Origin of the sequence: Psychrobacter sp. G, assembly GCF_000418305.1 — a bacterium.
In the GTDB taxonomy this organism is placed as follows: Bacteria; Pseudomonadota; Gammaproteobacteria; order Pseudomonadales; family Moraxellaceae; genus Psychrobacter; species Psychrobacter cryohalolentis.
Genome location: NC_021661.1, coordinates 1,402,004 through 1,414,220 on the forward strand (window position 1 = coordinate 1,402,004; position 12,217 = coordinate 1,414,220).

Sequence of the window (12,217 nt, forward strand, 5' to 3'; positions counted from 1 at the left end):
GGAGGTAATCCCAATGTCAGCTCCAGATATTTTAAAGTAATGATGGTTTGATGATTAAATTATATCCAATACTCTTTGAGCCAAGGGCTCGGCTTCACATGACGATACCATTTACCGCCACCCCCTGCTATCGCGTCTGGTGGATTAATCTCACCATGGAAAATAACGATTTTAGCGTCATTTGGCAGAGTAGGTGCCCGTACTAGATTAAAAGGAATAGGTGCAATACACTGATATTTAAAGCTAACACACCAGTCTTTGTCCCAATACTCTAAATGATGATACTCACGTAAATAATTGGACAGATATGCTTGCTCATGACGAACTTGAGTACGAATAGTTTCAAAATTACGTTCAAAATTTGCGAGCAAATTAGGATAAGTATTCATACCGATATTGAAGCGGTATACCGAGCTATTGCCAATCATACGCCACGGTTTTTTCCAGTCACGAATGATAACCACACTATCTTCATGCTCAGCTTCATAAGTGAAAAATCCGTCGATATTATCAACGATAACGATATCAATATCTAAAAACAAGGCGACGCCTTTGAGGTCATATAATTCTTGCTTAAAAGTCGTGAGCTTTTTCCAGCCACGCTCAGGTCCTGCAGGTAGATTGAGCTCAGGGATGGGGTGGCAGATAACAGCAGGATCGATACCAGTACTGTCATCGGTTAAGCAAACCATCTGAAAATCTAAAGTTAAGTTACGATGCACCATGTTATAAAGACGGTTAACATATTCAGCACCATATTTATCACCCCATTTCATACAAATAATATAACGCTGATCAGAGTTTTTACTGTCTGTTGGCGTTTGATTGGTTGGTAAATTTTGATTCATGTCAGTTGCCATAGTGCACTCATATTTATATAAATAAGGGGCTAACTTTTAAAAAATTGATAAAAAACACTAAAATTGAGAGTCTATCAGTAGCGTACGGATTTCACTGTATCGATTTTATTTATTATCTACACTAGGATGATGTGCGCGAATAAATGCGGCTAAATTGGCTTCATCAGTGTTGTAAGGGTTGTCTATCATAGGGATATGCTTAAAGCGTCGATAACCCCACATATAATGACTGTAATTGTCTTCAATCATACGTTGCATTGCTAGATTGAGTGCATAAGCTGCTGTTTCAGTATTGCGATCATATAATGCTGGGTCATCGAGTTTATAGCAATAAATATCAAAACCATACCCGTCGTCGCGGCGAATACATGCCAATCCGACCAGTGCGCATTTGGTTTTACTAGCAAGTTTGGAGGCAAGGGTACTGGTCAACGTTTCAATGCCAAAAAAAGGCACGATGACACCGCCTGAGGGGTCAGGAACGTGGTCAGGTAAGACAATACTAAAACCACCTTGTTTGAGTGTTTTAAATACTGCTTTTACACCGCTACCATCCGTCGGTACTAATGTCGCATTGAGGCGGGCACGACCTTGCAATATAAAATTGTTGGTAATGTCACCTTTTACGGGCTTATACATGATGGTTGGCGAGCCAAATTGATTGAGCCAAGCATTCATCATCTCCCACGTACCCAAATGCGGTACGATCGCGAGCATGCCGTTAGGACTAGCAAGTCCCTCAAGTAAGATGTCTTTATTATGAACGTCACGAATTTGAGCGATACTCCAATCAGGTGGCATCGCCCAGCTTTTGATTGACTCAATGCTGGTTAAACATTGATGATAGATAATCTCTTTGGTTAATGCTTGTTTTTGCAGGTGAGATAACGTAGGAGCAATCAGTGCCATGTTGATTTTAATCGTGCGCATGATACTAGCGCTTGGCATCCTTAAGATTATCCACGCAACAAAACGTGCCAGCATCTGCAAGACAGACAGTGGCACGATTTTGAAAATATGATACGGATTCATGACCATTCACACAGTGATGAATCACATAACAAGCACTGTAAAAAATAGCTTCGCATGATCAGACTATTTATTCAGCAGACTTACTGGTGTCAGCTTGTACTTTTTCACGGACACGGATACCAAGCTCACGTAGCTGCTTGGTATTTACCTCAGCCGGTGCTTGGGTCAATGGACATTCAGCAGTTTTGGTTTTTGGGAAGGCAATCACGTCACGGATAGAGCTTGCGCCTACCATAAGCATGATTAAGCGGTCCAAACCAAATGCCAAGCCACCATGTGGCGGCGCACCAAATTTTAACGCGTCAAGCAAGAAGCCAAATTTGTCTTCTGCTTCCTGATCATCAATACCCAATGCTTCAAATACGGCTGTTTGCATCTCAAGTGTATTGATACGTAAACTACCACCACCTACTTCAGTACCGTTTAATACCATATCATAAGCGATAGAAAGGGCAGATTCAGGATTGGTTTTTAATTCTTCAACCGAACCTTTTGGCTTAGTAAATGGATGATGCATTGAGGTCCAGCGACCATCTTCAGTTTCTTCAAACATCGGAAAGTCAGTTACCCAAAGTGGGGCCCACTCACAAGTGGTCATTTCTAAATCTAAACCAATCTTTTGACGTAGGGCGCCGATGGCATCATTGACCACACTAGCTTTATCCGCACCAAAGAAGATGATATCATTGCTTTCTGCACCAGTACGATCAATCAGGCTTACCAATACATCATCAGTCATATTCTTAATAATAGGAGACTGTAGACCAGATTCTTTATCCACACCGTTATTGATGTTGCTGGCATCGTTGACTTTAATATAAGCCAAACCACGTGCACCATAGATACCAACGAACTTGGTATAAGCATCGATTTGTTTACGGCTTAATGAAGCACCGCCTGGTATACGTAGGGCAGCAACACGACCTTTAGGATCGTTAGCAGGACCGGCAAACACTTTAAAATCAACGTCTTTCATTAAGTCTGCAACGTCAATCAATTTAAGCGGAATACGTAGGTCAGGCTTGTCTGAGGCATAATCACGCATGGCTTCAGCATAAGTCATACGTGGGAACTGTTCAAATTCAACGTCCATCATCGTCTTAAAGACATGCTTAATCAGACCTTCGTTGATATTCATGATTTCTTCTTCATTTAAGAAAGAAGTCTCAATATCGACTTGGGTAAATTCAGGCTGACGATCCGCACGTAAATCTTCATCACGGAAGCACTTAGCGATTTGATAATAGCGGTCAAAACCTGCGACCATCAATAACTGTTTAAACAGCTGTGGCGACTGCGGTAAGGCAAAGAAGTTACCCGGACGCGTACGTGAAGGCACAAGATAATCACGAGCACCTTCTGGCGTTGCACGAGTCAAGATAGGGGTTTCTACATCTAAAAAGCCATGGTCATCTAAATAACGACGAATCGCTGAGGTGGCTTTCGCACGGAATACCATACGATCTTGCATTTGTGGACGGCGCATATCAAGATAGCGATATTTGAGACGTAGATCTTCTGATACCGTACTTTTCTCATCATTCAATGGGAATGGCGGGGTTTCAGATTTTGCCAGCACTTCAATTTCTTTGGCCAACAGCTCGATATGACCACTGGTCATATTTGCGTTTTCAGTGCCCGCGTAGCGTTGACGGACACGACCTGTGATTTTTATTACATACTCAGGACGTACTGCATCAGCAATAGCGAACGCTTCTGGGGTATCAGGATCGACAACGACCTGCAAGATACCAGCGCGGTCACGCATGTCTAAGAAAATCACGCCACCGTGATCGCGACGACGATGTACCCAGCCTACGACACTAATGGTTTGCTCAATTAAGCTTTCGGTTACGGCTCCGCAATATTCGTCTCGGTATTCGCTATGCGTCATAATATAATTATCCAGTTGTCAGCCCAATTCGAAATACAATAATGCAGCCATCGTTGCGCTTCTTTTAGATAATAACTAGTTTAGTTAAAAGAAGCGCAAACAACGCGATTAAGACAAATAGTCATCACGTTGGCTACAGAAAATTTGGTGTAAACGTATATTATGCCTAATCTGCCTTTGTTATACAACCGAATCAGCCCAATCAAAGCTCAGTAAAGATGGCTATAAGCCGTATTTATGCCGTAACAATTGCATTAGGTTAAATATTGTTCCTCTGCTTGAAAAGATAAGCGCGCGTGCGCATATCAGCCTAACTTATAAAATTACACTAAGACCGTCTTAATCATTTAAGGAATCGCACTCATGCTTTTTAATCCCTCTAAAAAACCCTGTTGAGCTAAGAGTTATCCATCTGAATAAAAACCAAGAGCAACGCCGTGAAGACCTGATGGAGGCGACTCAAGGTAAAGCTGCCCTCAAACAATTCAAAAAAGCACTGGCTAAAAAAGCAAAACAAGCCCTAAAAGCGAAAACCAAAAATAAGAAAAAAAATAGTGATAGCAAGCAACAAGTTTTTGTACTCGACTTTGATGGCGATATCAAAGCCACTGCTGTTAAACATCTGCGTGAAGAGATTAGCACGCTAATAAGCACCGCAAATAAAGGCGATGAAATAGTGGTGCGTCTAGAGTCGGGTGGCGGCGTAGTACACGGTTATGGTTTAGCCGCAGCACAATTGGCTCGTCTAAAAGATGCCGGTTTGAAACTCACCGTCTGCGTTGATAAGGTTGCAGCTAGTGGTGGCTATATGATGGCCTGTGTAGCGGACAATATTGTAGCGGCACCATTTGCCATTATTGGCTCTATCGGTGTGGTATCACAACTGCCCAATTTCCATAAATGGCTCAAAAACCATGATGTTGATTATGAGATGTTTACGGCTGGTGATTACAAACGTACCGTGACTGTATTTGGTGAAAATGATGATGAAGATCGTGCCAAATATCAAGAAGAACTAGAGCAAACACATGAGTTGTTTAAGCACTTTGTCAATCGTTACCGCGGTATGCTTGATGTAGATAAAGTCGCGACAGGCGAGCATTGGTATGGTGAAGATGCGCTGCATTTGAACTTGGTGGATAAATTACAGACATCGGACAGTTATTTATTAGAGCGTATGGAGAACAACGAAGTGTACGCGCTGCATTCACGCCAAAAGCCAACACTGGCAGAAAAGCTAGGGCTATCACAAGCTGCAGAAGCGACCATCAGCATGGCGGTTGATAAGCTGCCAGATGCACTAGCACGATTTGACCTTAATAGCCGTTTAAATATCCTTAAATAAGATTCAGAGGTAAATGCCAAATGCATGGCTAACCTGTAGAGTTCTAACCTAAATCCATATATTGTTTGTATTTTGTAAAAGGCGTGTCCTAACGGGTCGCGCCTTTTTGCTGTTTAAAAATAATCGCTGTGTTATAAATGGTGCATACGATACAGAGTTTACGTACGTACACTATGAAATTTTTTATAAAAATGTGATTGAGATAATTAATAAGGATAGGGAAATCATTATGTCTAGCAATGCCTTGATGTTTACAGCAACAGAACATGGTCAAGCCATGCATGCCCAAGTACAAGCATTTATCGAAACCCATATTGAGCCCATTGAAGCGCAGTTTTGGGCAGATTGTCATCAGCAAAATCCTGATGGTAATTGGAAAAATTGGCAGTGGCCAGAAAAGTATGAGAGCTTACGTAAGCAAGCACGTGAAGCCGGTTTATGGAATTTATTTTTGCCGGATGACATCCTAGGTACTGGCCTTTCGGTTACCGATTATGCACCGATTGCAGAGTTGACAGGCCGCAGTTTACTAGCACCTTATGTATTTAACTGCAATGCCCCTGATAGTGGCAATATGGAGCTGTTGTGGCGTTATGGTACACAAGAGCAGCAAGATAAATGGCTGACGCCAATCTTGGAAGGTAAAACGCGTTCGGTATTTTGTATGACTGAGCCTGAGGTGGCATCCAGTGATGCGACCAACATGCAGGCGACTGCGGTTGTCGATGGCGATGAGATTATTATCAATGGTAGTAAATGGTGGTCGTCCGGTCTTGGCGACCCAGCAGTTGATATTTTGATTGTGATGGCATACACCCCTGATGAAACTAAAGACCGTCATCATCAGCATTCGATGGTATTGGTTCCAGCAAAAACTGCAGGCGTCAATATCGAGCGCATGCTAAAAGTATTTGGCGATTATGATGCGCCGCATGGTCATGGTGAAGTCAGCTTTAATGATGTACGTGTACCCGTTAGCCACTTTATCGGTGGCCCAGGTATGGGCTTTGAGATTGCGCAAGGTCGCCTAGGGCCAGGTCGCATTCATCATTGCATGCGTTGTATTGGCGCCGCTGAAAAGTCGCTAGAGCTGGCTGTAAAACGCGGTATGGAGCGTACGGCTTTTGGTAAGCCATTACTACAACTAGGTGGTAACTTTGAGCGTATTGCTGAAGCACGTATTAAGATTGATCAAGCCCGTTTGCTCACTCTATATGCCGCACAAAAAATGGACGCGCAAGGCACAAAAGCTGCACTCACAGAAATCTCTGCCATTAAAGTCGTCGCACCGACAGTCTTACAAGAAGTGGTTGATATGGCGATTCAAATCCATGGTGGCATGGGCGTTTGCCAAGATACGATGCTGCCGAGTTTCTTTGCTCAAGCACGAGCGCTGCGCTTAGCTGATGGTCCTGATGAAGTGCATAAAACCATGATTGCGAAACTTGAGCTAAAGCGTCAAGGTTTTAGTCGTTCGTCGAAACCTGCTAAATCTTAATATAGATTAGTGCGAGTCTATAATTTAATAAAAAGTGAGCTTAACGATAATTAAAGATTCACTATTACACCATTAATAGTGAATTTTCATCCCTATACTCATTGATAAAAATAACTGCCCACACGATAAGGAACATCTTATGGCAAATGCTAATCAAAGCAATACTACGGATAAAGAAGTAGCTAATAAAATCTTAGATAAAGGCGGCGAGGTTCGCGAGGGTGAAGAGCTTGACGCCAAAGCGGTTAGTAACTGGCTACGCGCCCAAGGAATCGATGTAGCAGGCGAGCCAACGGTTACCCAATTCTCAGGCGGAGCATCAAACTGGACTTACCGTTTGCAATATGAAGGCGAAGGTAACGCTGAAAGTAAAAGCCAAGATTTAATCTTACGCCGTCCGCCAAAAGGCACTAAAGCCAAATCAGCACATGATATGGTGCGCGAATACACTGTCCAAAAATCCTTAAAGGATGCTTATCCTTATGTACCTAAAATGGTCGCGCTATGTACGGATGAGTCCGTCATCGGCGCCGATTTCTATGTCATGGAGCGTATGGAAGGTATCATTCCTCGTGCCAATTTGCCAAAAGGGATTGATTTAAACGAAGAGCAAACGCGTGCATTATGTACCAATGTCATTGATGCGTTGGTTGAGTTGCACCAAGTAGATTATAAAGCGCATCCTGATTTGGTCAATCTTGGGCGTGGCGAAGGTTATTGCGAGCGCCAAGTAACAGGCTGGGATAAGCGTTATGTCAAAGCTAAAACACCTAACGTCCCAAGTTTTGCCTTAGTACGTCAATGGCTTGGTAAGCATACGCCTGCTGATAGTAAGACTTGCTTGATTCACAATGATTGGCGTTTTGACAACGTCATTTTAGATGCCGCAGATCCAACTAAGGTTATCGGCGTACTTGATTGGGAAATGGCGACCTTGGGCGATCCTTTGATGGATTTGGGCAGCGCATTGGCGTATTGGATTGAAGAAGATGACAACATCATCATGCAGCAGTCACGGCGTCAGCCCACGCATTTAAAAGGCATGATGACTCGCGATGAGGTGGTTGCTTATTATCTTGAGCAGACAGGTCTAGAGATAGATAATTGGACGTTTTATGAAGTGTTTGGTTTATTCCGTCTAGCAGGTATTGTCCAGCAAATTTATTACCGCTACTATCATAAACAAACGACCAATCCGGCATTTAAGAATTTTTGGCTTATCGTTCATGTATTGCATGCAAAATCTCTGAAGTTGATAGCACAGTATGAAGGTGAGGCGTTATTCAACACTCATGTGCAGCCGCATTTGCAAGATATGGGCGTCGATGCTGCCACCATTGAGCAATTACCAGCGCCTGTACAAAAAGTTATTAAAGGTATTTTACCAAAAGGCTATTTTGCTAAGTCGCCACAATCAACAGCTGAGTAATTTTTTTAGCAAGTAAAATGTTTGAAATCAGCATATTGAAACTATGATAAAAGGCAGTATTTTATGACAACCATTCTTCTGGCACGTCATGGCCAGGCATCCTTTGGACAAGAAAATTACGATCAGCTGTCAGAGCTAGGTGGTATCCAAGCGCAAATGCTCGGCCAGCATTATGCAACGACCCAGCGCCGAATCGATGCTATTTTTACGGGGAGTTTGGTCAGGCAACAAGATTCCGCACGGCACTTTTGGGATAGCTATCAGTTTTCTATTACTGTTAATAATAAGAGTGAAACGCCTATATTACCTGCCATTAATATAGACTATCCTGATAGCTATATTTTGCCGCAGTTTGATGAATTTAATCATAAAGATGTTTTTGTTAAATCAGATCCAGTATTCAGCACTCGAACATCAATCGCAGCTGAGATTGCTAAAGCGGATGTACCGATGACACGTTTGGCTGAGTTATTCGATAACGCGATGCAGCGCTGGCATGGCGGTGATTATGATCAAGATTATATAGAAAGCTGGTCGCAGTTTAATGAGCGAGCTAAGCAAGCGCTTCAGCAAATACGTATACAGGTGACAACGCTAAATTTAAATCGCGATAGTACGGTATTGGTATTTACTTCTGGTGGTGTGATTGCGGCTATTACGTCGCAACTCTTGCAACAAGGCAGTCAAACTGCGTATCAAATCAATAAAAGCTTGGTTAATACGGGCGTGACATCTATTACTTTAAAAGAGCAGAATTCACGTTTACTGTCATTAAATGAGTATAGTCATTTATTCGCTGATGGTAAGCGTTTTGTGACATGGCGATAATTCATGATTGGTTGCTAAAACCTTGTTATAGAAAGTCTGTAGTGGCTGGCTACTAGCGCAGATAACACCAAAGCCACATAGACAGTTGGAAGTGTTTACGTTATCTTGAAGTTATCATTGATACATAAGAGAATGTCCATGCAAAATAAATTACTGAGCCTAGTGGCAAAAAAAGCCACCAAAAGTAAAAATCAATTATTTGGCGCGGTTCAACCAGCACGTTATTTAAAAGGTTTAAATAAACAGCAGATTGGTCGTGGCAAAACGGTTTTAATCACGGGTGCCAGCTCAGGGTTGGGCGAGGGCATGGCGAGATTGTTTGCTAAGCTTGGATACAACCTTGCTATTTGTGCGCGTCGTACGGATCGTTTAGAGAGTCTACAAATAGAGCTGATGGCACAATATCCTGATATTCGTATCGAGTATCGAGTGCTAGACGTTAGTGATTATGATGCGATTTTTGAAGTGTTTGATGCCTTCACGGCTGACTTTGGTCATATTGATCGTGTCGTGGTCAATGCAGGCATTGGCGAGAGTCGCCGTATTGGTAAAGGACGCTTTGATACCAACCGCCGTACGGTTGAGGTTAACTTTATTTCGGCGCTCGCGCAGTGTGAAGCAGCGATGAGTATCTTTCGCGCACAAAATAGCGGCCATTTGGTCGTGATATCTAGTATGTCAGCGATGCGTGGATTACCTAAGCACTTGACTGCCTATGGTGCGAGTAAGGCAGGCTTGGCACATTTGGCAGAGGGCATCCGTGCTGATATGCTATTGACCAAACTGCCGATCAAAGTCTCTACTATTTATCCAGGCTATATCCGTACTGAAATCAATGAAAATGCCAAGCCATTACCGTTTGAAGTAGATGCAGATACGGGCACCAAATCCATCGTTGCAGCGATTGAAGCTGAGGTTGATGAAGCTTGTGTACCCAGTCTACCATGGTCTATCGTCGGTCAAGCAATGAAGCACTTGCCATTGCAGGTGGTCAATAAAGTCAGTTAGTACAAGCGACATTAATAATATCAAGACCAATAAAAGAATCCCTCTATATGCTGATATAGAGGGATTCTTTTATTGGTCTTAATGTGTACAGATTTTAGAAGTTATAACATTTGAGGGTTATCTGCCATGTGTTTTTCACGCAGTTTTTGACGCAATATTTTACCCACATTACTCTTTGGCAACTCACTCACAAATTCAATATGACGCGGGCATTTGTAACCAGTCAAATTGTCCAAGGCAAATTCTTTAATATCACTCTTGGTAACATTGTTATCAGCAGGAACGATATAAATTTTGACTGCTTCGCCTTGATGCTCATCAGAAATGCCAATCACTGCGCAATCAATAATACCTTTGCAATCTAGCATAACTGACTCAATCTCATTTGGAAAGACGTTAAATCCTGATACCAAAATCATGTCTTTTTTGCGATCAAGTAAAGTGATATAGCCTTTTTCGTCCATACTAATGATATCACCAGTACGGAAGTAACCCTCTTTAGTAAAGTCATTGGTGTTGTCTTTATTAAAATATCCTGAGGTGATATTTGGTCCCTTAATGCACATTTCACCAGACTGATTAAAACCTACGGTCTCGCCATTATCATCGACCACAATAACATCGACACTAGGTACAGGAATGCCAATAGTGCCATTGAACTTGCGATCAGTAATGACGTTAGCAGTACCTGCTGCAACCCCTTCAGTCATACCCCAACCCTCAACCATCGGGCAACCAGTGACTTCTAACCAGCGTGCTGCCGTCTGCTCAGTCGCTGCCATACCGCCTGCTTGTGAGATACGTAATGCGCTAAAATCTAGGTTCTTAAAGGTTGGTTGATCAAGTAGTCCTTTAAACAAGGTATTGACGGCAGGAAAAATATGGAAGGGCTGTTTTGATAAGGTTTTGACAAATCCAGGCATGTCTCGTGGATTAGGTATTAATATAAAAGTATAACCCGAACGCATACCTAGCAAGCTCAGCATAAAGGCAAATATATGATATAGCGGCAATGCCATGACCATATTGATGTACACCTCATTGATTTCAGAGGTAACAGGGCGATACCATGCTTCTGATTGCATGGCAGCAGCGACAACGTTACGCTGGGTTAAAATAGCGCCTTTAGATAGGCCTGTTGTACCGCCGGTATATTGTAAAATAGCTTTTTGTTGCAGTGAGGTTTTTGGTGTTTGAAAAGGCAGGTTTTTGCCTTTTTTAAGCACATCAGGGAATTTGGTAACATTATACTTAGGGTCATTCAGGTTGTACTTAGGCACTAAGCGTTTGACCTGACGAATAACGGTGTTGACCAAAATACCCTTTAGTCCCATCATGTCGCCCATTTTCGATAGGACAATACGTTTGATGTTCGTCTCTTCAATGACTTGTTCAAGTGCTTGAGCAAAGTTATCGACGACAAAAATAACCTGAGCGCCTGAATCATTGAGTTGATGACGTAGCTCACGACCAGTATATAGTGGGTTGATAGGGGTGCAAACATAGCCGGCGCGCAATATACCGATCATCGTCGGTAAGTATTGCGGCACGTTTGGCATCATGACTGCCACTACGCTACCTTTAGGGATATCTTGTGCTTGCAACCAAGCAGCGACAGCAAGAGACGCTTTGTCCACGTCTCCATAAGTATGAGAAACGCCCATACAGATGGTCATAGGATGCATACGGAAGCGGTCAAAACACTCTTCATACAACTCGATGAGACTTTCATACTGATCAGGATTAATAGTCTTGGGTACGTTTGCTGGATATTGAGCAAGCCAAGGTTTATCTGTTGTCATACTAAGCGTCCTTAAATTTGCGATCAGTTAAGGCTCTATACAAAAGTAGTCACATCCATGTCAACAATACGAGTCATCGCCAGTTAAGCGGTGGATTGTCGAGTGCTATCCCATTTATTCACAAACTGCTAAAATACGGCGGCCTTTATACAAGGTGATTGAACTAAAAATTCATTTAACCACACAGAAAACTCATCTGAATAGATTAAATGACTGGTTTGTAATTATTTTTGAAAAATGTACTGCTGTTTAAGGTCAATTAATTGACCTCAGTTAAATATATTACTGACTTAATATTATAAACAATAGCGTAACATATTTTGGCAATACATTAACATAAGTGTAATTGAGTAAGTTATTGCTATAAAAGAACTTGAGAGTTTGTCGTTATACTTGATATATTGAAAAATATATGTTGCAACTAAGAATAGTGAAGCGATTGCAGAGACAAGATAGCATACTAAAAATGCTAATAAAGTTTAGAATTGATCGATGGGATGGTTAATAAAAAAGCGCCTTGC

Annotated in this window: 9 protein-coding genes; 5 read left to right on the forward strand and 4 right to left on the reverse strand. The window is 42.2% G+C overall.

Features of this window, described 5'->3' with window-relative positions:
- Positions 1-59: 59 nt before the first annotated feature.
- The 3 genes from PSYCG_RS05910 to aspS all read right to left on the reverse strand — a co-directional run bounded on the left by PSYCG_RS05910 (position 60) and on the right by aspS (position 3,786).
- Entirely contained in the window at positions 60-860 is an 801-nt protein-coding gene (locus PSYCG_RS05910; RefSeq protein WP_020443383.1) for a hypothetical protein, read from the reverse strand.
- A gap of 105 nt (positions 861-965) precedes the next feature.
- Positions 966-1,892, reverse strand: a complete 927-nt coding sequence (locus PSYCG_RS05915) for a lysophospholipid acyltransferase family protein (protein ID WP_020443384.1) — start codon at positions 1,890-1,892, stop codon at positions 966-968.
- A 67-nt stretch (positions 1,893-1,959) separates the two neighbouring features.
- Entirely contained in the window at positions 1,960-3,786 is a 1,827-nt protein-coding gene (gene aspS, locus PSYCG_RS05920; protein ID WP_020443385.1) for an aspartate--tRNA ligase, read from the reverse strand.
- 448 nt (positions 3,787-4,234) lie between these two features.
- On the opposite strand from aspS, the gene sohB reads away from it, so the two are divergent.
- From sohB to PSYCG_RS05945, 5 genes are all read left to right on the forward strand, one after another.
- Entirely contained in the window at positions 4,235-5,131 is an 897-nt protein-coding gene (sohB, locus tag PSYCG_RS05925) for a protease SohB (RefSeq protein WP_020443386.1), read from the forward strand.
- A 247-nt stretch (positions 5,132-5,378) separates the two neighbouring features.
- Entirely contained in the window at positions 5,379-6,629 is a 1,251-nt protein-coding gene (locus PSYCG_RS05930; RefSeq protein ID WP_041772534.1) for an acyl-CoA dehydrogenase family protein, read from the forward strand.
- A gap of 139 nt (positions 6,630-6,768) precedes the next feature.
- Complete coding sequence (locus PSYCG_RS05935; RefSeq protein WP_020443388.1) at positions 6,769-8,058, forward strand: phosphotransferase family protein; 1,290 nt, start codon at positions 6,769-6,771, stop codon at positions 8,056-8,058.
- Between the two features lie 63 nt (positions 8,059-8,121).
- Positions 8,122-8,886 (forward strand): histidine phosphatase family protein, encoded by a 765-nt coding sequence (locus PSYCG_RS05940; RefSeq protein ID WP_020443389.1) that lies wholly within the window; start codon positions 8,122-8,124, stop codon positions 8,884-8,886.
- Between the two features lie 138 nt (positions 8,887-9,024).
- Complete coding sequence (locus tag PSYCG_RS05945) at positions 9,025-9,894, forward strand: SDR family oxidoreductase (protein WP_020443390.1); 870 nt, start codon at positions 9,025-9,027, stop codon at positions 9,892-9,894.
- A 101-nt stretch (positions 9,895-9,995) separates the two neighbouring features.
- On the opposite strand, the gene PSYCG_RS05950 is transcribed toward PSYCG_RS05945, so the two are convergent.
- Positions 9,996-11,696, reverse strand: coding sequence for a long-chain-fatty-acid--CoA ligase (locus PSYCG_RS05950; RefSeq protein WP_020443391.1), 1,701 nt, complete (start codon positions 11,694-11,696; stop codon positions 9,996-9,998).
- Positions 11,697-12,217 lie beyond the last annotated feature (521 nt).

Excerpts from the sequence above, each read along its gene's own strand:
- PSYCG_RS05910 (WP_020443383.1), bottom strand. The coding sequence starts at position 860 with ATGGCAACTGACATGAATCAAAATTTACCAACCAATCAAACGCCAACA.
- PSYCG_RS05915 (WP_020443384.1), bottom strand. The coding sequence starts at position 1,892 with ATGAATCCGTATCATATTTTCAAAATCGTGCCACTGTCTGTCTTGCAG.
- aspS (WP_020443385.1), bottom strand. The coding sequence starts at position 3,786 with ATGACGCATAGCGAATACCGAGACGAATATTGCGGAGCCGTAACCGAA.
- sohB (WP_020443386.1), top strand. The coding sequence starts at position 4,235 with ATGGAGGCGACTCAAGGTAAAGCTGCCCTCAAACAATTCAAAAAAGCA.
- PSYCG_RS05930 (WP_041772534.1), top strand. The coding sequence starts at position 5,379 with ATGTTTACAGCAACAGAACATGGTCAAGCCATGCATGCCCAAGTACAA.
- PSYCG_RS05935 (WP_020443388.1), top strand. The coding sequence starts at position 6,769 with ATGGCAAATGCTAATCAAAGCAATACTACGGATAAAGAAGTAGCTAAT.
- PSYCG_RS05940 (WP_020443389.1), top strand. The coding sequence starts at position 8,122 with ATGACAACCATTCTTCTGGCACGTCATGGCCAGGCATCCTTTGGACAA.
- PSYCG_RS05945 (WP_020443390.1), top strand. The coding sequence starts at position 9,025 with ATGCAAAATAAATTACTGAGCCTAGTGGCAAAAAAAGCCACCAAAAGT.
- PSYCG_RS05950 (WP_020443391.1), bottom strand. The coding sequence starts at position 11,696 with ATGACAACAGATAAACCTTGGCTTGCTCAATATCCAGCAAACGTACCC.